General features: G+C 64.1%; 22 protein-coding genes and 1 rRNA gene. 15 read left to right on the top strand and 8 right to left on the bottom strand.

Features of this window, described 5'->3' with window-relative positions; all coding sequences use genetic code 11:
* Window positions 1–11 precede the first annotated feature (11 nt).
* From M2361_RS00115 to M2361_RS00105, 3 genes are all read right to left on the bottom strand, one after another.
* Window positions 12–1835, bottom strand: a complete 1824-nt coding sequence (locus M2361_RS00115; protein WP_259245658.1) for a SulP family inorganic anion transporter — start codon at window positions 1833–1835, stop codon at window positions 12–14.
* A 119-nt stretch (window positions 1836–1954) separates the two neighbouring features.
* Complete coding sequence (locus M2361_RS00110; RefSeq protein WP_259245657.1) at window positions 1955–2503, bottom strand: hemerythrin domain-containing protein; 549 nt, start codon at window positions 2501–2503, stop codon at window positions 1955–1957.
* Window positions 2504–2650: 147 nt separating this feature from the next.
* A complete protein-coding gene (locus M2361_RS00105; RefSeq protein ID WP_259245656.1) occupies window positions 2651–3778 on the bottom strand; it encodes a D-alanyl-D-alanine carboxypeptidase family protein in 1128 nt (375 codons plus the stop codon).
* Between the two features lie 287 nt (window positions 3779–4065).
* Between M2361_RS00105 and M2361_RS00100 the strand changes: the two genes are divergently transcribed.
* The 7 genes from M2361_RS00100 to M2361_RS00070 all read left to right on the top strand — a co-directional run bounded on the left by M2361_RS00100 (window position 4066) and on the right by M2361_RS00070 (window position 12391).
* A complete protein-coding gene (locus tag M2361_RS00100; RefSeq protein WP_100856970.1) occupies window positions 4066–4524 on the top strand; it encodes an HU family DNA-binding protein in 459 nt (152 codons plus the stop codon).
* 145 nt (window positions 4525–4669) lie between these two features.
* Window positions 4670–5188: a MarR family winged helix-turn-helix transcriptional regulator gene (locus M2361_RS00095; protein ID WP_100856971.1), complete on the top strand. Its 519-nt coding sequence runs from the start codon at window positions 4670–4672 to the stop codon at window positions 5186–5188.
* A gap of 3 nt (window positions 5189–5191) precedes the next feature.
* Window positions 5192–6433, top strand: a complete 1242-nt coding sequence (locus tag M2361_RS00090) for an MFS transporter (RefSeq protein WP_259245655.1) — start codon at window positions 5192–5194, stop codon at window positions 6431–6433.
* A 100-nt stretch (window positions 6434–6533) separates the two neighbouring features.
* Entirely contained in the window at window positions 6534–9191 is a 2658-nt protein-coding gene (leuS, locus tag M2361_RS00085; RefSeq protein ID WP_259245654.1) for a leucine--tRNA ligase, read from the top strand.
* Between the two features lie 11 nt (window positions 9192–9202).
* Entirely contained in the window at window positions 9203–9865 is a 663-nt protein-coding gene (lptE, locus tag M2361_RS00080) for an LPS assembly lipoprotein LptE (RefSeq protein WP_259245653.1), read from the top strand.
* A gap of 3 nt (window positions 9866–9868) precedes the next feature.
* Window positions 9869–10924, top strand: coding sequence for a DNA polymerase III subunit delta (holA, locus tag M2361_RS00075; RefSeq protein WP_259245652.1), 1056 nt, complete (start codon window positions 9869–9871; stop codon window positions 10922–10924).
* Between the two features lie 186 nt (window positions 10925–11110).
* On the top strand, window positions 11111–12391 hold the full coding sequence (locus M2361_RS00070; RefSeq protein ID WP_404976219.1) for a glutamate-5-semialdehyde dehydrogenase: 1281 nt from the start codon (window positions 11111–11113) through the stop codon (window positions 12389–12391).
* A 121-nt stretch (window positions 12392–12512) separates the two neighbouring features.
* Here the strand turns inward: M2361_RS00070 and M2361_RS00065 are convergent, their stop codons facing one another.
* Window positions 12513–12656, bottom strand: coding sequence for a hypothetical protein (locus M2361_RS00065; RefSeq protein ID WP_259249288.1), 144 nt, complete (start codon window positions 12654–12656; stop codon window positions 12513–12515).
* Between M2361_RS00065 and M2361_RS00060 the strand changes: the two genes are divergently transcribed.
* Window positions 12598–12963 carry a hypothetical protein gene (locus M2361_RS00060; RefSeq protein ID WP_259249198.1) on the top strand — a complete coding sequence of 122 codons (366 nt, stop codon included), beginning with the start codon at window positions 12598–12600 and terminating at the stop codon, window positions 12961–12963. The genes M2361_RS00065 and M2361_RS00060 overlap by 59 nt on opposite strands.
* A 4-nt stretch (window positions 12964–12967) precedes the next feature.
* Window positions 12968–13753 (top strand): 2-keto-4-pentenoate hydratase, encoded by a 786-nt coding sequence (locus M2361_RS00055; protein WP_259245650.1) that lies wholly within the window; start codon window positions 12968–12970, stop codon window positions 13751–13753.
* A 73-nt stretch (window positions 13754–13826) separates the two neighbouring features.
* On the opposite strand, the gene M2361_RS00050 is transcribed toward M2361_RS00055, so the two are convergent.
* Window positions 13827–15242 (bottom strand): amidase family protein, encoded by a 1416-nt coding sequence (locus tag M2361_RS00050; RefSeq protein WP_259245649.1) that lies wholly within the window; start codon window positions 15240–15242, stop codon window positions 13827–13829.
* 92 nt (window positions 15243–15334) lie between these two features.
* Window positions 15335–16204, bottom strand: a complete 870-nt coding sequence (locus M2361_RS00045; protein ID WP_259245648.1) for a LysR family transcriptional regulator — start codon at window positions 16202–16204, stop codon at window positions 15335–15337.
* Between the two features lie 134 nt (window positions 16205–16338).
* Here M2361_RS00045 and M2361_RS00040 point away from each other — a divergent pair, with 134 nt between their 5' ends.
* From M2361_RS00040 to M2361_RS00025, 4 genes are all read left to right on the top strand, one after another.
* Window positions 16339–17766 carry an MFS transporter gene (locus M2361_RS00040; RefSeq protein WP_259245647.1) on the top strand — a complete coding sequence of 476 codons (1428 nt, stop codon included), beginning with the start codon at window positions 16339–16341 and terminating at the stop codon, window positions 17764–17766.
* Between the two features lie 67 nt (window positions 17767–17833).
* Window positions 17834–18781, top strand: a complete 948-nt coding sequence (locus tag M2361_RS00035) for a 3-hydroxyacyl-CoA dehydrogenase NAD-binding domain-containing protein (RefSeq protein ID WP_259245646.1) — start codon at window positions 17834–17836, stop codon at window positions 18779–18781.
* Window positions 18782–18875: 94 nt separating this feature from the next.
* The gene (locus M2361_RS00030; RefSeq protein ID WP_259245645.1) at window positions 18876–19148 is read left to right on the top strand and encodes a GNAT family N-acetyltransferase; all 273 of its coding nucleotides are present in this window, start codon (window positions 18876–18878) and stop codon (window positions 19146–19148) included.
* A gap of 20 nt (window positions 19149–19168) precedes the next feature.
* Window positions 19169–19570 (top strand): YchJ family protein, encoded by a 402-nt coding sequence (locus tag M2361_RS00025; RefSeq protein WP_259245644.1) that lies wholly within the window; start codon window positions 19169–19171, stop codon window positions 19568–19570.
* A 13-nt stretch (window positions 19571–19583) separates the two neighbouring features.
* Here M2361_RS00025 and M2361_RS00020 read toward each other — a convergent pair whose 3' ends face one another.
* The gene (locus M2361_RS00020) at window positions 19584–20456 is read right to left on the bottom strand and encodes a LysR substrate-binding domain-containing protein (RefSeq protein ID WP_259245643.1); all 873 of its coding nucleotides are present in this window, start codon (window positions 20454–20456) and stop codon (window positions 19584–19586) included.
* Between the two features lie 123 nt (window positions 20457–20579).
* Between M2361_RS00020 and M2361_RS00015 the strand changes: the two genes are divergently transcribed.
* Entirely contained in the window at window positions 20580–21293 is a 714-nt protein-coding gene (locus M2361_RS00015; protein WP_259245642.1) for a haloacid dehalogenase type II, read from the top strand.
* 70 nt (window positions 21294–21363) lie between these two features.
* Window positions 21364–22104 (top strand): aldolase, encoded by a 741-nt coding sequence (locus M2361_RS00010; protein WP_259245641.1) that lies wholly within the window; start codon window positions 21364–21366, stop codon window positions 22102–22104.
* A 192-nt stretch (window positions 22105–22296) separates the two neighbouring features.
* Here M2361_RS00010 and rrf read toward each other — a convergent pair.
* Window positions 22297–22409 (bottom strand): 5S ribosomal RNA (rrf, locus tag M2361_RS00005).
* Between the last annotated feature and the right edge of the window lie 224 nt (window positions 22410–22633).

Raw genomic sequence — 22633 nt, 5'->3', positions numbered from 1 at the left:
GCAATGCGGCGTCAAGCCGCGCTTTGACCCGTGCGACCTGACCCGTGCGGATCAACCTTGCTCTGAGGATTGGGCGGCGGGCATTCCCAGAAGATCCTGGCTTGGCAGCCGGCGCAGATATCGGGGTCCAGCCGGGCGTAGATCGAACGCAGCGCCGTTGCCTTATCGGGGTAGATATGGTCGGCGCCCAGCCGATCCAGAAAGCCCGTGCGCCGCCACATGTCCATCACTTCAGGCCGGGGGCGATGGAAATACAGGTCGCCTCCCATCGCGCGGCGCGCGGCAAGTTCGTCTTCCCAGACCTGTGCCCCGGCCAGGTCAATGAAGTTCATGCTCTTGGCCATGACCAGCAGGTGGCGCGGCGCATTGGGCACGGCGCGCAGCTCGTGCAAGCGCTGTGCCACGTGGGCCGCCGCGCCGAAGTAGATAGACCCTTCCATGCGCAAGAGCTTCAGTTGCGGGCATTCGGGCAACGCGTCGGGCTGGTGCTCAAGCACCACGAAACGCCGATCCGGTGCGCGCGAATCAAACCCCATCGTGCGCATCGCCGGGCGTGAAGTGCGATGCAGATACGCCATCAACGACAGCACTGTGCCCAGCAGAATTGCCACTTCCATGCGGATGGTGACGGTGGCGGCCAGCGTGGCGGCAGCAATCGCGCACTCGCCGGGCTGCATGCGGATCAGTTGCCGCCAGCGCGGAATATCCAGCAGCGTCCATGCCACCAGCAACAGCAACCCGGAAATGGCGGCGTTCGGAATCATGGCCAGCAACGGGGCGGACAAAGCCACCAGCACCACCAGCAGCACGGCGGAGAAAACCGCCGCCAGCGGCGTCCTGGCGCCCGCTTCAAAATTGGGAATAGACCGGTTCAACGACCCGCAAGACAAATAGCAGGAAAAGAAGCCGCCGACGATGTTCGATAGCCCCTGCCCCACGAATTCCCGATTGGCGTCAATGCGCTGGCCAGACCGGGTGGCCACCGCCTTGGCGATGGAAATAGATTGCGCCAAGGCCACGATGGTCAGCGCGAACGCCAAGCTGAGCAGGTCGGGCAAGGCGCGCCAATCCACGCTCGGCACATGAAACGGCGGCCAAGGTTGCGCGATGGCTCCCACCACCGACACAGGACTCCCGCCCTGCGTGGCGACCCAGGCGTTGAATGCGGCGGCCGCCAGCGCACCGGCCACCAGACCAAACAGCATGTAGGGCTTGCGCTTATCAAGCCGGCGCGCCAGCAAGGCCACGCCCAAGGTCACAAGCGTCACCATCACCGCGCCCGGGTGGATCTGGTCCAGATGCGTGCCCACGCTGACCAGCAACGCGCCCGCACCATGAGAGTCCGGCGACGGCACGCCCAGCCCGTCCTTCAAGGCATGCACCGCGATCAGGATGGCCGCGCCGCTGGTAAAGCCAAACAGGGCCGACGGTGAAATGAAGTGCGCCAGCGACCCCAGGCGCAGCGCGCCCACGAGCCACTGCATGAGTCCGACCAGCACGGTAACCGCCAGCGCCAGTTCGATGTAGCCAGGGCTGCCGGCAACGGCCAGCGGTGTCAGCACCGCGAACAAGGCCAGCGAATTGGCATTCGTCGGGCCCGACATGACATGGCGGCTGGACCCGAACAGCGCCGCGACAATACAGGGAATGATCGCGGAATACAGGCCGTATTCGGCGGGCAGCCCGGCCAGCGTGGCAAAGGCCACGCCCTGCGGCAGCACCAGCAAGGCCCCTAGCAGGCCCGCGGACAAATCCGCACGCAAGGTCACGCGGCTGACGTCTTCCACCCATGAACCGAATAGGCGGGTCGCCAGTTTGCTTGCCCCTTGCGTCATCTTGTCGCCTGCTCCATCTTGTTGCCCGCGCCGTATCGTCGTCGGCGGCTTGATGTGTGGAAAGCCGTCTAGCGTAATCCCTCGCGGTGACACGCGCAACGCAAGCGGGGTAGGACGGCTCAGGCCGCCCCGCCGCCGCGCCGCGCCCGCATGGCGTGCCCCATGGCCGTCAGCGCGTCGTCGGACACCAGCCGCGCCGCCATCGGCAAGAGTTCGTCTTCTTCGCGCTGGATGTGGGCGGCATAGGCCTGCGTGAATTCCTGGACCTGGTCGGCGGGCAAAACCGCCGGCCTGCCCGCCGCCACCTTGGCAAGCGCCGCGCGCAACGGCGCCCATAAGTTTTCCAAGCGGCGATGTTCGTCCATCAGCCCCTGCACCAGCGCGTGCAGGCAACCCGCATCCGAGCCCGCCATGGATTCAATCAAGGCGGGAAACAGATCTTGTTCTTCGTCCTCGTGATGGTGCGTGGCCGCGGTATCGAAATAACGCGACACGCTGGCGGCGGCCGTTTGCGCGGCATCGTCGCTGCCGTGCAGGGAAAGATGCGCGGCCAGACGCGTCAGCGTTGCGCATTGGCGCGCGATGCGCCCGTGGCACGCCGACAGCAGCGCCAACGGGTCATCCGCCCCCGGCGCAGGCGCCGGACCTCCAGGAAAGCTCACCACCATCGCACACCTCCGGGCAAGCGCGCCGTCGTGACGAGCGCGCCTGTACTCGCGCCCCTGTACTCGCGCCCCTGAACAAGCGCCCCTTAACAAACGCCCATTTAGCAGGCGCGCCCCCTAACCAGAATGGCCACGCCACCACAATCGGACCTAGTCCCAGGCGCGTCCCGCGAATCCCGCTTCAGCCACGGGCTCCAGCGCCACTACCGGAAACTGCATCGCCGGCTTGCCGTCCACCATCACGCGCAAGGCCCCCACCGTTTGCTGCGCCACGATGGGCGCGACCAGCGGCTGCTGCGGCGTCCACACCGGCTCGACTTTGGCGCCGGCCGGCACGGTCACATAGGCATCCCGCGCGAAGCCCGCCTTCAGGCTGTCGCTTTCGCCTTTCCAGACTTCGGGCGACGCCACCGCCTGGCCGCGCGCGTACAGCTTGATGGTATTGAACCCCTGGAAACCCCACTCCAGCAACTGCCGGCTTTCCTGCGTGCGCAGCTTGTCGGACGCCGTGCCCACCACCACCGTGATCAAGCGCCGCTGGTCGGCGCCATTGGGACGGCGCGCGCTGGCGATGATGCAATAGCCGGCGGAATCGGTGTGCCCCGTTTTCAGCCCGTCCACGCTGGGGTCCAGCCACAGCAGGCGGTTGCGGTTGGGCTGTGTAATCTTGTTGAACGTGAACTGCTTGGCCGAATCGTAGGTCTTGTACAACTGCGGGAAATCGCGGATGAAGCGCGTCGCCAGGATGGACAGGTCACTGGCCGTGGAATACGTCCCCGGATCAGGCAGGCCGTGCGGGCTGGCAAAGTGCGTGGCGTGCAGGCCCAGCCTTGCCGCCGTGTCGTTCATGCGCGCCACGAAGGCCTCCACGCTGCCGGACACGGCTTCAGCCAGTGCAATGGCCGCATCGTTGCCGGACTGGATCATCAAGCCGCGCAGCAGGTCATCCACGGTCACTTTCGAGCCGGGCTCCAGGAACATCTTCGAGCTGCCCGCGGGCACTTTCCAGGCCCGCGTCGAGATGACCACCATTTGCCCCGGCGTCACTTCCTTATTGTTCAAGGCCTCGAACACGACGTAGGCCGTCATGATCTTGGTAAGCGATGCCGGTTCGATCCGGGTGGTGGCCGCGTGCGACGCGATCACTTGGCCGCTGGTCTCATCCAGCAACAGCCAGGCCTTGGCCGACAACACCGGTTCGGGCATCGGCTGCGCCATTGCGCTGGACAGGCATGCGGTCGCGACGAGCAAGCTCGCCGCCAGTTTCTTCATCAGCATATAAGTACGTTGAATCCATGCATTTTGGTTTTTCGCACGCAATTGGAACACGGCGGGCTTGCTTGGTTCAGTGCCGCGCCACGCCGCAAAAACAGGGCTTTGCGCGGCGTCATTTCAGACGGAACCCTTGCAGCAAGCACTTTTCTGCGTCGAAAACAACAAACAGTGGCTTAAATGCCGGAGGAAAGCCGCTAGAACCGCGAGTCTTCCGCTATCATCGGGCGCGTAGCGTTAATTGCCGATACCCGGCGCGCGCTGCCCCATGTCCTCAACTACGGATTTTGACCATGGCCACGAAAGCAAAAGCTCCTGCCAAGAAAGTCACCAAGCCCGCCGTCAAGGCGCCCGCAAAGAAGGCAACCGCCACCAAGGCCGCTGTGAAGCCCGCAGCAAAGAAGGTCGTCGCCGCCAAGAAGGTCGCTGCTGCACCCAAGGCCATCAAGGCTGCCCTGAACAAGACCCAACTGGTCGCTTACATCGTTGAGCAATCGGGCGTTGAAGCCAAGGCCGTCAAGGCCGTTCTGGCTAGCCTGGAAACCTCGGTGCTGGGTTCCGTGGACAAGAAGGGCGCTGGCGAATTCACGCTGCCCGGCCTGTTCAAGGTTGCCGTGCAGAAGGTTCCCGCCAAGGCCAAGCGCTTCGGCAAGGACCCGTTCACGGGTGAAGAGCGTTGGTTCCCCGCCAAGCCGGCTTCGGTCAAGGTGAAGGTTCGCCCGCTCAAGAAGCTGAAGGACGCCGCGCAGTAATTCGCGCGACCATCCGGTCAAGCCGGAAAGGCCCGCCTCGAAAGAGGCGGGCCTTTCTTTTTTTGCCGGCCATTTTGCGTGGCGCCCGATCGGCGGTTAGAATTTATCTTAATGTTAAGAAACTTCATATCAAAGTATTACTGCCATGCCTACCTCTGATCTGGTCGATCTGGTGATCTCGCAATGGAGCACGGAATGTCCCACGCAGGACTTTGCCGCCATGGCTGTCATCACCCGGGTGTTCCGCTTGAACGCCTTCGCCACCCGCAACGTGAATCGCAGCTTTCGCCGCCACAACCTGCACCAAGGTGAATTCGATGTGCTCGCCACGCTCTACCGCACGGGTGCGCCGCACGCCATGAATCCGCAAAAGCTGGTCGACGCGCTGCTGCTGACCTCGGGCGCCATGACCAACCGGCTGGACCGCCTGGAGCAAGCCGGCCTGCTGGTGCGCAACCCCAACCCGGACGACCGCCGCGGCATCATCGTGTCGCTCACCGCCGAAGGCCTGCGCGTGATCAAGCTGGTGCTGAAGGACTATTTGAAGGACCTGGGTGAACTGCTGGACCCGCTATCGGTGGCCGAGCGCAAGCAATTGGCTGGCCTGCTGAAAAAGCTCTTGCTCAAACACGACCAGGAAACCCCCGGCGGCATCGGGGTCTGACTTATGAATGCATCTTCTTCTTCGACCTCCCCCTCTTCCACGCCAACACCAACGCCCACGCTGACCGCGCCGATCGTTTTGCTGATGTCCGTGGCCACCGGCTTGGCCGTTGCCAGCAATTACTACGCGCAGCCCCTGCTGCACACCATCGGCCAGCAGTTCGCGCTGTCCAACGCCATGGCGGGCGCCATCGTCACCACCGCGCAACTGAGCTACGCGCTAGGGCTGATGCTGCTGGTTCCGCTGGGCGACCTGTTCGAACGCCGCCGCCTGATCGTGCTGATGACGCTGCTGTCGGCCGGCGGACTGTTGATTTCCTCGTTCGCCCACAACATCGTCCTGCTGCTGCTGGGCACCGCGCTCACGGGGATGCTGTCGGTGGTGGCCCAGATCCTGGTGCCGTTCGCCGCCACCCTTGCCGCGCCACATGAACGCGGCAAGGCGGTCGGCACGGTCATGAGCGGGCTGTTGCTGGGCATCCTGCTGGCCCGCACCGTGGCCGGCGCGCTGGCGGACGTGGGCAGTTGGCGCACGGTGTACTGGGTGGCCGCCCTGCTGATGCTGGGCATGTCCGCCGCCTTGTGGCGCGTGCTGCCCCGCTATCAAAGCCCCACCACGATGAGCTACCCGCGTCTGCTGGGCTCCATCTTGCGCATGTTTATGGAAGAGCCGCTATTTCGCGCGCGGTCGCTGCTGGGCTTTCTGCTGTTCGCCGCCTTCAGCATGCTGTGGACGCCGTTGACCTTCCTGTTGGCCAGCCCGCCCTATGAATACAGCAACACCACTATCGGGCTGTTCGGCCTGGCCGGGGCGGCGGGCGCCTACGCCGCCAACCGCTTCGGCCGCCTGGCCGACCGGGGCCTGGGCAACCTGGCCACCCGTGTGGGCCTGCTGCTGTTGCTGGGGTCGTGGGGGCTGATGGCCTTCGGCCAGGCCTCGGTGATTGCCCTGCTGGCGGGCATTCTGGTGCAGGACCTGGCCATCCAGGGCGTGCATGTCACCAATACCAGTTCGCTCTATCGGCTGCGCCCCGAAGCGCGCAGCCGCCTGACCGCCGGCTACATGACCAGCTACTTCCTCGGCGGCGCCTCCGGTTCACTGGTATCGTCCTGGCTTTACGCCCATTTCGGCTGGCCCGGCGTGGTCATCGCGGGCGCTGTTCTGGGCGTGGTTACATTGGCCTATGGCACATTGGCGCCAAGTGCGCGCATCCCCGAAACAGCCCCGCCCCCTCGCCGCGTCTAGCACCTCCTATAATCAGGGGTTTTGACCGCCACCGCGTCAGGCCGCCCCCGCGTCCACGCGGCGGGGCGGCTCACCCTTTTTTGCCACCGTGCCCGAGCCCATGCAGGAACGTTACCTCCCCACTACCGTCGAAGCGGCCGCCCACCAAGACTGGCAGGCCCGCGACGCCTATCTGGTCCATGAACACGCGAAGAACGCCGACGGCTCCGAAAAGCCGAAGTTCTACGCCTGCTCGATGCTGCCCTACCCCAGCGGCAAGCTGCACATGGGCCACGTGCGCAACTACACCATCAACGACATGATGGCGCGCCAGTTGCGCATGCGTGGCTATAACGTCCTGATGCCCATGGGCTGGGACGCCTTCGGCATGCCGGCGGAAAACGCCGCCATCAAGTCCAAGGTGCCGCCGGCCAAATGGACCTACGACAACATCGCCTACATGAAGAAGCAGATGAAGGCGATGGGTCTGGCAATCGACTGGACGCGCGAAATGTGCGCCTGCGACCCCCAGTACTACAAGTGGAACCAGTGGCTGTTCCTGAAGATGCTGGAAAAGGGCGTGGCCTATCGCAAGACCCAGGTCGTCAATTGGGATCCGGTCGACCAGACCGTGCTGGCCAACGAACAAGTCATCGACGGCCGCGGTTGGCGGTCGGGCGCGCTGGTTGAAAAGCGCGAAATCCCCGGCTACTACCTGCGCATCACCGACTACGCCGACGAACTGCTGGGCGCCGTCCAGAACGACCTGCCCGGCTGGCCCGAGCGCGTGCGCCTGATGCAGGAAAACTGGATCGGCAAGTCCGAAGGCCTGCGTTTCGCGTTCCCGCACAAGATCGCCGGCCAGGACGGCCAGTTGATCCAGGACGGCAAGCTGTACGTCTTCACCACCCGCGCCGACACGATCATGGGCGTGACGTTCTGCGCCGTGGCGCCTGAACACCCGCTGGCCACGCACGCCGCGCGCAACAACCCGCAATTGTCCGCCTTCATTGAACAGTGCAAGCTGGGCGGCACGACCGAGGCCGAAATGGCCACGCGCGAAAAGGAAGGCATGCGCACGGGTCTTACCGTCACGCACCCGATCACGGGCGCTGACGTCGAGGTCTGGGTCGGCAACTACGTGCTGATGACCTACGGCGACGGCGCCGTCATGGGCGTGCCCGCGCACGACGAACGCGATTTCGCCTTCGCCAAGAAATACGACCTGCCCATCGTGCAGGTCGTGGACGTGGCCGGCAAGGAATACTCCACCGCCGCCTGGCAGGAATGGTATGGCGACAAGCAGTCGGGCCGCACCATCAATTCGGGCAAATACGACGGCCTGTCGCACAAAGAAGCCGTGGACGCCATCGCGGTTGACCTGGGCGCGCAAGGCCTGGGCGAAAAGCAGACCACCTGGCGCCTGCGCGACTGGGGCATCTCGCGCCAGCGCTACTGGGGCACGCCGATCCCGATCATCCACTGCGCCGACTGCGGCCCGGTGCCGGTTCCCGAAAAAGACTTGCCCGTCGTCCTGCCCGACGACCTGATCCCCGATGGCAGCGGCAACCCGCTGGCCAAGAACGAAGCCTTCCTGTCCTGCGCCTGCCCCAGCTGCGGCAAGCCCGCGCGCCGCGAAACGGACACGATGGACACGTTCGTGGACTCGTCCTGGTACTTCATGCGCTACACCTCGCCGGGCAACGACAACGCCATGGTCGACTCGCGCAATGATTACTGGATGCCGATGGACCAGTACATCGGTGGCATCGAACACGCCGTGTTGCACTTGCTCTACGCGCGCTTCTGGACCAAGGTCATGCGCGACATGGGCCTGCTCAATTTTGACGAGCCCTTCACCAAGCTGCTTTGCCAGGGCATGGTGCTGAACCACATCTATTCGCGCAAGACGCCCCAGGGCGGCATCGAATACTTCTGGCCCGAAGACGTCGAAAACGTCTACGACGACCGCGGCGCCATCACCGGCGCCAAGCTGAAGTCGGACGGCTCGGCCATCAACTATGGCGGCGTGGGCACGATGTCCAAGTCCAAGAACAACGGCGTCGATCCGCAATCGCTGATCGACACGCTGGGCGCCGACACGGCACGCCTGTTCGTCATGTTCGCCAGCCCGCCCGAGCAGACCCTGGAATGGTCCGACTCCGGCGTCGAAGGCTCCAACCGCTTCCTGCGCCGCCTGTGGTCCATCAGCTACGCGCGCCGCGACGCCGTCGCACGTGGCCTGGCCAATGGCGCCGACTGGTCGCAAGCCACCGCCGCCGTCAAGGACCTGCGCCGCGAGGTCTACACGCTGCTCAAGCAAGCCGACTACGACTACCAGCGCATCCAGTACAACACCGTCGTGTCCGCCTGCATGAAAATGCTGAACGCGATCGACGACGCCAAGCTGCCTGAAGACGCCGCCGCCGACGCCGCCTATGCCGAAACGCTGGGCGTGCTGCTGCGCGTGCTGTACCCGGTGGTGCCGCACATCACCTGGCACCTGTGGCAAGACCTGGGCTACGCCAAAGAACTGGGCGACCTGCTGGACGCGCCGTGGCCGCATGTGGACGAAGCCGCGCTGATCGCGGACGAAATCGAGCTGATGCTCCAGGTCAACGGCAAGCTGCGCGGTTCGATCCGCGTGGCCGCCGGCGCTGCCAAGGAAGACATCGAAAAGCTCGCCGCCAGCCAGGAAGAGGTCGCCCGCTTCCTGGAAGGCCGCCCGCCCAAGCGCGTCATCGTGGTGCCGGGCAAACTGGTCAACGTCGTAGGCTGATGAGGTCAAGCATGTACATCGCCGGGCAACTCCCGCACTCCCCCCGCCAATCCTGGCTGCTGCGCGGCGCCTGCGTGGCGCTGTTCATGCTGCTCTCCGCCTGCGGCTTCGCGCTGCGCGGCGTCACCCCGATGCCGTTCGACACGATGTACATCGGCATGCCGGACAACACGCAATTCGGCGCCGACGTGCGCCGCGCGCTGCGCGCGGCCTCGCCCAATACCAAGCTGGTGGACTCGCCCAAGGAAGCACAGGCCATCCTGCAGCAAGTGGGCGACACCCGCACGCTGCGTGAAGTGTCCTTGAACGCACAAGGCCGGGTCGAGGAATACGAACTGGGCATCAACTACACGTTCCGCCTGATCGACAACAAGGGCCGCGCGCTGATCCCGGACACCACCTTGTCCATCTACCGCGAAATGCCGTATGACGACCAGGTCGTGCAGGCCAAGCAAGGCCAGATCGACACCTTGTACAAATCCATGCAGCGCGACCTGGTGTCGCGCGTGCTGCGCCGCCTGACCGCGCCTGACGTGCGTCGCGCCTATGAAGAGGCCGCCGAACGTGGCGAAAACGGCGAGATCCCGCTGTTCGACCCGAACGCACCTCAGCAAAGGAGAACGCCCACGCCTTGGCAAACGCCGTCCACCACGGACCCGGCGATCCTGCGCTAGGCCATGGCACAGTCTTTGGACGCGGACCGGCTTGCCGAGCACCTGCAGCGGCCCGACAACCGGCTTGCCCCGCTGTACACGGTGTCGGGCGACGAACCTTTGCTGGTGACGGAAGCCGTCGACACGTTGCGCGCCTCGGCGCGCAACGCGGGCTATACCGAGCGGCTTTCCATGGTGATGGACGCGCGCAGCGATTGGAGCAGCGTCCTTGCCGCCACCCAAAGCGTGTCGCTGTTCGGCGACCGCCGCATCCTTGAAATCAAGATTCCCACTGGCAAACCCGGCAAGTCAGGCGCAGACACACTGAGCAAGCTGGCCGAGCAAGCCGAAAAACAGGCCGATGCCGACACGCTGATCCTGATCGCCCTGCCGAGGTTGGACAAAGCCACCCGCGAAAGCCGCTGGGTCCAGGCGCTTGCCCGCGCCGGCATGATGGTCGACATCGCCAATATCGAACGCGGCCGGCTGCCCGCCTGGGTCGGCATGCGGCTGGCGCGCCAAAACCAGCGTGCCGACGGCGCGACCCTGCAATGGATGGCCGACAAGGTCGAAGGCAACCTGCTGGCCGCGCACCAGGAAATCCAGAAGCTGGGCCTGCTGTATCCGGAAGGCCAATTGGCGGCGGAAGACGTGGAACGCGCGGTGCTGAACGTGGCGCGCTACGACGTCTTCGGCCTGCGTGACGCCATGCTTGCCGGCGACATCGCGCGCACCATCCGCATGATCGATGGCCTGCGCGCCGAAGGCGAAGCCCTGCCGCTGGTGTTGTGGGCCGTTGGCGAAGAAATCCGCCTGCTTGCCCGCGTGGCCGAAGCGCGCGCGCTGGGCCAGGACGTCAACGGCCTGATGCGCCGGCTGCGCATTTTCGGCGCACATGAGCGCCTGGCGCTACAGGCGTTGAACCGGGTGCAGCCCGGCGTCTGGCCGGCTGCGGTGCAGCACGCCCATGACGTCGACCGCCTGATCAAGGGCTTGTCCGTCGCCGGCCGGCTGTCGGACCCCTGGGAAGAAATGACCCGCCTGGCCCTGCGTGTTGCCGCCGCCGGCGGACGACCGTGAAGGCGGCACTGCCGCCGCCTTCGCCTTGCTGTCCCCTTGTCTTCCCGACGCCTCCGGCCTTGCCGCCGGAGATACACTGAATCCACTGGCCCCAGGCAATAGACCTAGACCCTAGACTCTAGCGCCCAGGCCCCAGACCTTCAGGCGGCCGATAAACCGCCGCCTGAAGCCGCCCCCAAAACCTCCATGATTGACGCCGCCATGTCCTCGTCCTCCATCGAACACGCCATGCTGACCTTGGGCGAAAACGCCCGGCGCGCCTCGCGCGCCATGATGCGCGCCAATAGTGCCGCGAAAAACAAGGCGCTGCTGGCAATGGCCGACGCCTTGGCCGCCAGCCACGACGAGCTGAAGGCCGCCAACGAGAAAGACGTCTCCGCCGCCCGGGCCAACGGTCTGGAACCGGCGCTGCTTGACCGCCTGACGCTGTCCGACAAAACGCTGGCGCACATGGCCGAAGGCTTGCGCCAGATCGCCGCCCTGCCCGACCCTATCGGCAGCATCACCGCCACCACCGTGCGCCCCAACGGCATGCGAGTGGCCCAGATGCGCGTGCCCCTGGGCGTCATCGGCATCATTTACGAATCGCGCCCCAACGTCACGATCGACGCAGCCGCGCTGTGCCTGAAGTCGGGCAATGCCGCCATCTTGCGCGGCGGCAGCGAAGCGCTCCACTCGAACATCGCCTTGGGCCGCGTGGTCCAGACCGGCCTGGCTGCTGCCGGCTTGCCGCAGGAAGCCGTGCAGGTCGTGGCCACTGCCGACCGCGCCGCCGTGGGCAAGCTCATCACCATGACCGAGCATATCGACGTCATCGTGCCCCGGGGCGGCAAGGGCCTGATCGCGCGCCTGTCGCAGGAAGCGCGCGTGCCCCTGATCAAGCATCTGGATGGCAATTGCCACGTCTACATCGACGCAGCGGCCGACCCGGACAAAGCGCATTCCATTGCGTTCAACGCCAAGACCTACCGCTATGGCATTTGCGGCGCCATGGAAACGTTGCTGGTCGACGCGGTCGCGGCCGTTTCCATTTTGCCCACGCTGGCGGCGGCCTTTATCGAACACGGCGTCGAGCTGCGCGGCTGCCCGCGCACGCTGGCGTTGCTGCCTCACATTACGCCGGCCACCGAAGCAGATTGGGGCACGGAATACCTGGGTCCCATCCTGGCGGTGCGCATCGTTGACACCCTGGATGACGCCATCGAACACATTGCACGCTGGGGCTCCGGCCACACGGATTCCATCGTCACCGAAGATCTGTCGGCGGCGCAGCGCTTCCAGCGCGAAGTCGATTCCAGTTCGGTCTACGTCAACCTGCCAACCTGCTTCGCGGACGGCTTCGAATATGGGCTGGGTGCCGAAATCGGTATCTCCACGAACCGCTTGCACGCGCGCGGCCCGGTCGGCCTGGAAGGCTTGACCACCCTGAAGTGGGTATTGAGCGGCGAAGGCCAGGTGCGCGGCTGAACCCGCGTGGCGCGCGGCCAGCGCCGCGCGCCACGGCTGACGCAGCCCTGAACACGTAGCATCGCCAAGCCTTCTACAATACGGCCAGAAAATTCCGGGCCAGCTCACTGGTTCTGCTTTCTTAGTTCTGCTTTCTTAGTTCTGCTTTCTTTTCATCCAACGCGGCGCGCCGCGCAATCTTGAGATCCCCCATGCATTCACCTGTCATGGCCATGGCCTTCAGCCTATTCGTGCTTTGCTTCATCACTTGTACGATCAGCGGCATCGTTTTGTTCTTCTTCAAGTGCAAGGAGATCAACGCCCGAATGAAGCATCCGTATTTGCAGCATCGCCCTTGGACCCAGTACCCGCTGTCGATCCAGGCCGCCATCATGCTGGACTATTTTTTCCGCCTGATGTTTCCCGGCACGCGATTCTGGCTGATTGGCAACGCCAACGACCTGCTGGGCCACGTCGACCCAAAAAAGACGCCGCTGTCGCTGAAGTGGCCCATTGTGGGCTTCTGGGGTTCGTGCTGGTTGGGGCTGATCGCGATGATCGTCCTGTGGGTCATGCTGTTCCTGGGCCGCTGATCCCATGCAGATCCGCATCGAAGACTATCCCGGTAGCGAGGACGCCGCCCGCATCCTGATCGCCGCGCGCGACGCTGGTGTGGCGGGCCCACGCTTGCCCGCTGACTGCCGTCCGCAATCGCTGGGACAGGCCTTTGCCGTTCAGCAGCGCACCGCGCAATTACTGCAAGACACGCGGCAGGACCGCATCGCGGCCTGGAAGAGCGCGTTGCCGTCCCCCGAGAAGACCGTGGTGGCGCCCATTTATGCATCAGGCACCGCCTACGCCGACGCGGGGCCTGTCGCGACGCGCACCGACGTCGTGCGCATCGAACCTGAAATTGCGTTCGAGCTTGCCCACGACCTGCCCGCCCGCGACACGCCCTACACCGAAGCCGAGGTAGACGCGGCCGTGGGCAGCGCCCGCTTGGCGCTTGAAGTGCTGGGCTGCCGCTACGCGGCGCCGGAACACGCCAGCCTGCCCGAGCTGCTTGCCGACCACATGTTCAACAACGGTCTGGTCCTGGGCCCGCGCATTGCGTCGCCCGACGCCGCCCCGGCCAGCATGACGCTGACCTTGTCGGTGAGCGGAAACGAGGTGGAGCAACATCCCGGCTTCCATCCCAACGAACACCCCAAGGCCGGTTTGTACTGGTTGGCCAACTTCCTGCGGGAACAAGGGCTGGGCCTGCATGCCGGCCAGCACGTCATCACCGGTTCGTACGCCGGGTTCCTGGACGTGCCCGCGCATCAGGACATCGAGCTGGCCTATGGCGATCTCGGCGTGCTGCGCGTGCGCTTTGGAAACTAGCTGACTGGCGCCGTAGCGCGTCGTTGCCATTGAACCTTGCCGCGCCCACGCGGGCGGCAAGGCTCTTGGTGACTCAACGCGATTGGGGTTCAGCGATGGTGACGGCGTCGCCGCCAGCTTCAATGATTTCGCCAGCGGCCAGGCATAAGTCCTCGCGATAACGGCCCGCCACGATCTGCACGCCGACCGGGCTTTGCCCCACGCTGCTCATGGCCTGGCCCATCGCCACCGACAAGCCGGGCAAGCCCATGAAGGGCACGCCGATCTGGGTCATTTGCGCACGCCACACACGGGCATAAGCGGCATCACCTTGCAGGTCGAGCTTGTCGGGGAACGGCAGTTCAGCCGATACCGGCAGCAACAGGATCGGGTAATCGGCCAAGAACATTTCCCACATGCGGGTCAACGTTGCCCGACGCGTCAGCACGGCGGAAAAATTGTTCAGGTTGGCTTCGGCCGCCTTGTCACGCTGGCCGCGCAACGCCACCAGCGCGCCTTGATCGCCCTCTTTTTCCGCCGCCGCCAGCATGGCGTCATAGCCGTCGGCCATCCACATCCGCACCTGAAGATCGGCCGCCTCTTGCATGGGCGGCACGGCATCCAGCGTATCCACCGTCCATCCGGCTTCGGTCAGGCGGCGCGCGGCTTCCTGCAATGCCTTGACGACCGCGGGCTCGGTATCCATGCCATCGGGGTTTACGCAAAGCGCGGCACGGCGCGGCACATCCGGCCCCACCAGCGGGGCGGGCACCCACCAGGGGTCGCGCGGGTCTGGGGCGGCCAAGACGGCAAGCCCCAGGCGTACGTCTGCAATGGTGCGACCCAAGGGCCCGGACACCGCCGTGAGTTGTCCGCCAATAGAGCGTTCGGGCAAGGCCGCGTTATAAGCCGCCACGCGGCCCAGCGATGGGCGCAAGCCGTGTACGCCGCAGGCGTAGGCGGGGTAGCGGATAGACCCGGCGATGTCGGTGCCATGCGCCAAGTGGCCGATGCCCGCCGCCACTGCTGACGCCGCGCCGCCCGACGACCCACCCGGGGTCAGTGCCGCATTGCGCGGATTGCGGGTATCACCATGCAGCGCATTGCCGGTAAACCAGCGCAAGGAAAACGCCGGGGTGTTGGTGCGGCCCAGAATAACGGCACCGGCCCGCAAGAGGTTGTCGACCACAGGGCTGTTCGCTGCCGCGATCAGGTCTTTTTGCAGCCTGACCCCGTTGGTGGTGGCGTAGCCCGCCTGATCGACGTTGACCTTGACCGTGACGGGTACGCCGGCCAAGACGCCGGGATCTTCGCCGCGCGCAAGCTGCGCGTCCACGACGGCAGCCCGAGCCATGACCTCGTCAGGACGATGGTCCACGACCGCATTCAGCGCGGGATTCACGGCGTTGAGCCGCTCCAGCGCGCTTTGCGCGGCCTCGACGGCGGACACTTCACGGTTACGGATACGGGAGGCAAGTTCAACTGCGGACAAACGCCATAGATCAGACACGCGTCACTCCTGAGGTCGTGGTTTTTTCGGGCCAAGCAAACCTTAGCGCCTGTCGCGCCCGCCCACAAGCCACGGTTCACCGCAGGAGTGCGCTATTTGTCCGCTTCGAACACCTCGACGATCGCATCCGCCACCGCACGCACGCGCGCGGTGCGGTTCAGGTCGCCATGCATGACCAGCCACAAATCGTAAGGCTCGCTGCGGCTGGGCCAGATGCGCACCAGGTCTGGATAATCCGGCGCCATGTGCGTGGGCAATTCGCCGATTCCCAGCCCCGCCACCACGGCCTCGAGGATCATCAGCCCGGAATTCAGCTCGATGGCGATACGGCCGTTGCCCGTGGGCTCGCCGCAGAAGGTGTCGGACCATCCCGGTAGCACCGACTGCTGATACGTCACAAGCGTATGACCAGCGAACGCGGTGCCCGGCCGCGGCTCGCCATGCGCGGCAAGGTAAGCGCGCGACGCATACAGGCCAACTTCCTTGCGGGCCAGGTGACGCTGGATCAGTTCGGGGTTGTCGGGTTTGATGTTGCGGATCGCCAGGTCCGCCTCGCGCCGCGTCAGGTTGCTGATCTGGATCGATGCCGACAGCACCACACGGATGTCCGGATGCTGGGCCTGCACCCGCCGCACGGCCTCCATGATGAAGTAGCGAGCCACGGTTTCAGATGCCGCCACGCGCACCACGCCGGACAAGCGGTGATCCATCCCCTGCATCTGCCGCTGCAGTTGGTCGGCAGCCTGCTCCATGCGTTGCGCCGCGGCAAAAGCCAGTTCCCCCGCTGCGGTGGGGACGTATCCGCCCGGCGTGCGCAGGAACAGCCGCGCGTCCAGCGACGCCTCCAGCGCGGCCAGGCGCCGGCCCGCCGTTGCCTGGTCGATCTGCAACAGCGCCGCAGCTCCGCGTAGCGTGCCAACCCGATAAATAGCCAGGAATATTCTGGCGTTGTCCCAATCCATAGCGCCCTTCCATTTCAGCGACAGCCATGAATAGTGATGCATTTGTGCATCACGACAAAGCAATTTCTCGGATTTTTTGCAGCAAGAAAAGCGCCTAAGCTTCATCCCTCGAAAAGCCGCCTTCCTTACGCGCCATGACCACCGCCTGCCCGCAAGCCCCCAGTCCGCAAATCCCCACCCCACCAACCCAGCTCCCCGCCGCTGACGACAAGCCCCTTACAGGCTGGTTGCCGCTTGTCACTCTGGCCATCGGCTTTGTCATGGCGATGCTGGACGTCACGGTCGTCAACGTCGCGCTGCCCAGCATCGCCGTGCAATTCGTCGTCCCGCTGACTGACCTGGTCTGGATTGTGGACGGCTATACGCTGACCTTCGCCGCCTTGTTGTTGGTGGCCGGCGCGCTGGCTGACCGGTACGGCGCCAAGACCATCTATCTGGCGGGGCTGGCCGTATTCACCCTGGCCTCATTGCTATGCGGCCTGGCGCCCGACGCCAACACGCTGATCGCCGCCCGCATGCTTCAAGGCCTGGGCGCGGCCCTGTTCATGCCCAGTTCCTTGAGCTTGCTCACGCACGCCTATGACGACGAACAGGTCCGCACCCGGATGCTGGCCGCCTGGTCGGCCATCGTGGCCGTGGCGGGCGCGGCCGGTCCCTTGATGGGCGGCGTGCTCATCCATCAATTCGGCTGGCGCGGCATATTCCTCATCAACATCCCGCTTGGCCTGGCCGGCCTGTGGCTTGCCCGTCGGCGTATCCAGAGCGCGCCGCGCCGGCCTCGCTCGCTTAACCCCTTGAGCCACCTGCTAGGCGTGATTGCACTGTCGTCGCTGTGCTTTGTGCTGATCCAAGGCAACGCTTACGGCTGGACGTCCAGCCGCATTGCCGGCGTCACCGCGCTGTGCGCCGTGGCTGCCGTGCTGCTGGTGCTCCGCGAACGCCGCCACGCCGAACCGATCCTGCCACGCGTCCTGTTCACCACCGCCCACTTCGCCGCCGCCAATGGCGTGGGGTTCCTGATCAATCTGGCCTCTTACGGCCAACTCTTTCTGCTTAGCCTGTTCCTGCAGCACGCAAGGGGAACCGACGCGCTTCAGACCGGCATTCAACTGGTGCCGATGCTGGCGGTGTTCTCGATCGGCAATATGATTTCGGGGCGTGTTTCCGCCCGCTGGAACGTGTCGGCCTCGCTGTTGGGTGGCTTGTCGCTGGCTGCGGCCATGAGCGCTGCCGGCATCATTGCGTTCTCGCCCGGCATGGCCTATTGGCCTTTCGCAATCATGGTGGCGCTGGGCAATCTGGGCGTGGGTATCGCCGTGCCCGCGATGACCAGCGTCGTCATGCAGGTTTCAGGCAAGCACCACGCCAACAGCGCGGCGGCGGCGTTGAACGCTAACCGTCAGTCCGGCGCGTTGGTGGGCGTGGCCTTGATGGGCACCATCCTGCATGCGCTGCCTGACTGGAACGCCAGCCTGCCCGTGGCCTATGGCGTGATCGCGGCCAGCTACGTGGGCGCGGTGATGTTGGTCTGGCGGCATCTGCGCCGCGCGCGCAATGTGTGATCGGCGGTAGGCATGGGGCCGGCGTTTGCTTCACAATGTGGCCAAACCCGATAACCAGGAGAGCCGCATGTCCCGCACCGCCGAGCCCCAGCCGTCCATCCGCCGTATCGCCATCGTTGGCGCCGGCACCATCGGAGCCAGTTGGGCGGCGCTGTTTTTGGCTCGCGGGATGGATGTGGTGGTCAGCGACCCCGCTGGCGATGCCGAAGCGCAAACACGGGCCCGAGTCCAAGCCGCGTGGCCCGTGCTGACTGAATTGGGGCACGTCACTGAAGGCGCCTCGCCAGATACCCTGCGATTTGAACCGGACTTGGCCAGGGCGTTGGCCGGCGTGGACTTCGTGCAGGAAAACGCGCCCGAACGCGAAGACTTCAAGATCGACCTCTTTGCCCGCATGGATGCAATGCTGCCTGCCCATGTCATCGTCGCGTCCAGTTCGTCGGGCCTCATCATGAGCCGCCTGCAATCCCGTTGCAGGCATCCTGAGCGCTTTGTCATCGGCCACCCTTTCAACCCGCCGCATCTGATTCCACTGGTGGAAGTGGTGGGTGGCGACAAGACTTCGGCAGCGGTCATCGACCAGAGCATCGCGTTCTACAAAGCCATGGGCAAGTATCCCATCCGGCTGAACAAGGAAGTGCCCGGTCACATCGCCAACCGGCTGCAAGCGGCAATCTGGCGTGAAGCCATCCACCTTGCCGCGGAAAATGTCGCCAGCGTCGCGGATATCGACGCGGCCGTCTCACAAGGCCCTGGCTTGCGATGGGCATTGTTTGGTCCGCATATGACATTCAATCTGGGCGGTGGCGCGGGCGGGCTGGCGAACTTCATGGACCATCTTCTGGGCCCCGTGCAAACCTGGTGGGATGACCTTGGCGCACCCGAGGTCACGCCCGCCCTGCAGCGCAAGCTGATCGACGGCGTCAACGCCGAGGCCGGCCAACGCAGCATTGCCGATCTGGTGGAAACGCGCGACGCCCAGCTCACCGCGCTGATCAAGGCCTTGCGCCGATAGACGCCGACCAGACGCCGACCGTTAGACATCCCAGGGATTAATCTATTCACTTGAACGCCGGGGCCACGTCCCGGCACATCCAAGGAGCCTTCGCATGACCGCCGTCACCCACGCCCCCGGACAATCCCGTTTCACCGCCACCGTCGATGGCGTGCTGTGCGTACTGGACTACCAGTTGCAAGGCAACACCATGGTTATCGTTCACACCGGCGTCCCAAGCCCGGTCGGCGGGCGCGGCATCGCCGCTGAATTGACCAAATTCGCGCTTGAGAGCGCTCGCTCCCAGGGTTGGAAAGTGCGCCCGGTGTGCTCGTATGCCGAGGTCTACATGCGCCGCCATCCCGAATACAACGACCTTCGGGCCTGATCCCCGCCACCTTGCACGCCGTGACCAAGAAATCCGCACCCTCAATCGCGCCCTGCCCCTGTGGCGGCGCGGCCTATGCCAGTTGCTGCGGCCGCTGGCATGATGGCCCGCTCGCCATGCAGGCTCCCACTGCCGAAGCGCTCATGCGGTCTCGCTACAGCGCTTTCGTGCTCGACAAGCTGCCCTATCTTTTGGCCAGTTGGCATCCCACTACCCGGCCAGCAACGCTGGAACCCAATCCGCCTGACATGAAATGGCTTGGGCTCTCCATCAAAGAAGCGCGCGATAAGGACGCTGACCACGCCACCGTGGAGTTTGTCGCGCGCAGCCGCCAAGCCGGGCGTGCGCATCGCCTGCACGAAGTCAGCCGTTTCGTTCGCGAGGGTGGGCAGTGGTATTACGTGGATGGCGACCTGAGCTGACCGCCAGTCGCGTTCATGCGGCTATCGGGCTCTGCGTGTCGGCTTCCACGGCCTGGGTCACCGCCGCCACCAATTGCCGCTCAAGATCACCAGGCGCGCGCTGATTGCTGACGATCGCCAGCTCGGTCGGGGGCACCGCCGCGTACCCATCCTCGGCACCCAGCACCTCGTGTGACGTCAACTTGGCAAACGCCGGCAGCAGGCTCACACCCAGACCGGCGGCCACGGCCGCTTGCACGCCGGCCAAACTATGGCTGTGATACGCCGCGTGCCAGGATCGGCCCGCGCTTTCCAAGGCATAGATCATGCGCTTGCGATAGATGCATCCATGCGGAAACATCACCAGCGGCACCGCTGCAAGCCCCTTCAAACGATCTTTGCTACCCACCCACACCAAGCGTTCCGGCCACGCCGCCAGACAAGGGCCATCCCCCGGCTCGCGCTTGATCAACGCCACATCCAGATCGCCTGACGCCAAGCGCTCGCGCAATTCGGCGCTCATGCCACTGGCCGTTTCCAGGCGCACCTCGGGATGGCTGGCGGCGAATCCCGCCAGCAGCACCGTCAGCCGGACAACATCGAAGTCTTCCGGAACGCCCAAGCGCAATACGCGCGTCGCGCGCGGCGCCGTCAATGCCAGTTCTGCCTCATCGGCCATCGCCAACAAGCGGCGCGCGTACGCCAACATCAGCTCGCCGTCCTCAGTCGCCACCACATTGCTGCCCGCGCGATCCCGTAACAGCAATGTCTTGCCCACGGTCTGCTCAAGTTTGCGTACTTGCTGGCTTACCGTGGATTGCGTGCGATGCACGCGGCTGGCAGCTCGCGTAAAACTGCCTTCGTCGGCAACGCACACCAGCGTTTTCAAGAGTTCCAGATCAAGCATGGGATGGGGTGTGATAGTTAGCTATCAACTAAGAAGAGTTCAATTATTAATTTTACAACTTTGTGTGCTCGGTTCTAAGCTGACCGTTCAAGTCCCCTGCCCACTATCGACAAGGACATCGCAATGCCGCTGAACGAACTCCCTCGCCCGCAATGGCTTACCTTTGACTGCTACGGCACCCTTATCCAATGGGACGAAGGATTACAGGCCGCGGTGGCCCGCATCTTGGCCGACAATCCGCAAGAGCGGGCATTGCCCACCCCTTCAGAGTTCCTGCATGTTTACGACGAGCATGAACATGGCCTGGAACGCACACCGCCCCACCGCAACTTTGCCGAAATCTCTCGAGAAGCGCTGCGCTTGAGCATGCAGGACCTGGGCCTTGCGTACCGCCCGAAAGACGCCGAGATGCTGATCAACAGCATCTCGGCCATGCCCCCTTTCCCCGAAGTCGTGGGCACGTTGTCCGTGTTGAAACAGGCGGGCTTCCGCCTGTGCATCATCTCGAATACCGACGACCAGATCATCGCGGGCAACATCGCGCAACTGGGCGGGCATATCGACCGCGTCATCACGGCTGAACAAGCGGGTGCCTATAAGCCCTCCCGCAAGATCTTCGCCCACGCCTACAACAGCCTGGGCGTATCCCCTGGCGAAGTCGTGCATATTTGCGCCAGTCCCCATCTGGATCATGCCGCCGCGCGCGACATCGGGTTTCGGTGCATCTGGATTGACCGCGGCACAGGTCGCCAATGCTTGCCGGACTATCGTCCTGACGCTACCGTACCGACATTGGATCGCGTACCCGATCTTTTCCGGACCGCTGGCTGGCTGTGACTGCGCTTCATGGCAAGGGCCGGTCAATGCAGATAGCCGCTTCCTCTTACCCATAAACCCGAAGGTAGACATGAATCCAGACCCCCAATTCGCCGACGCTCTCTTTCACGCGGAACCCGTGGCGGCGCTGCGCGCTGATTTGGCGCTAGCACTGCGCGCAGCGGCTGCCCATGGTTTGGGAGAAGGGGTCTGCAACCATTTCAGCGTAGCGCTACCAGGCGACCCGGACCACTTCCTGCTGAATCCGCGTGGCCTGATGTGGAACGAGGTCCAGGCTGATGACATCGTATTGATCGACGCCCATGGCAACAAGCTTGCCGGCCGGCACGCGGTTGAGCCCACGGCTATGTTCATCCACGCCGCCATTCACCGTGTTGCGGGCAAAGCCTGTGTCCTGCACACGCACATGCCCTACGCCACGGCACTCACGCTCACTAGCGATCGCGGTCTGGACACCACCCTGTCGCAGAACGCCATGCGCTTCCATGGTCGCCTGGCCATCGACGAAAACTACAACGGCCTCGCGCTGGACGTCAGCGAAGGGGAACGCATCGCGCATGCCATGCAAGGCGCCGACATCGTTTTTCTTGGCAATCACGGCGTCGTGGTGTGCGGGGAACGGCTGGACTACGCCTACGACGATCTTTTTTTCCTAGAACGCGCCTGTGCTGCACAGGTGCTGGCACAGTCGACTGGCCGCCCGCTCAAGCCGGTCAATACCGATCTTGCAGCCAAGGTCGCAGCGCAGATTCAAAGCGAGCGCTTGCAGTCCGAATTGTTCTTCCAGGCGCTACGTCGCCAATTACCCTAGCCCAGCACATTCTGGTCCTGGCAAAATAAAACGCCTCGCGGCATGAGCCGCGAGGCGTTTTCAATTAATCAGTATCGCGAAGATCAAATCTTGGGTCTCAAATCTAAAATCTCAAACCTAATATCAAAACCCAAAAACAAAACCCAAAAACAAAACCCCACAGGATCACCTGTGGGGTTTTGCGCAATAAAAGCCTGACGATGACCTACTTTCACAGACGTCCGTCCACTATCATCGGCGCGAAGGCGTTTCACTGTCCTGTTCGGGATGGGAAGGAGTGGTACCACCTTGCTATGGTCGTCAGGCGTAACGGGTTGAGCGGCTGCGGGTTAGCGCAACGGCTCCAATCTTGGAAGAAACACAACGTGTGGGTGACCAGAGGCAAGCTCGATGATCACGCACAAGGGGGATGTAATTGGTGTTGGCTGGCTGCTGACGGTGCAGCCAGATTTTGTATTGAACGACACTTGGAACGCTATATCACCAGGTCAATAACCATCAGTGTTATAGGATCAAGCCTCACGAGCAA

Source organism: Achromobacter sp. JUb104, assembly GCF_024806975.1.
In the GTDB taxonomy this organism is placed as follows: domain Bacteria; phylum Pseudomonadota; class Gammaproteobacteria; order Burkholderiales; family Burkholderiaceae_B; genus Achromobacter; species Achromobacter spanius.
The sequence above is the reverse complement of the archived record's forward strand: the minus strand, read 5'-3'. Positions and strand labels throughout refer to the sequence as shown.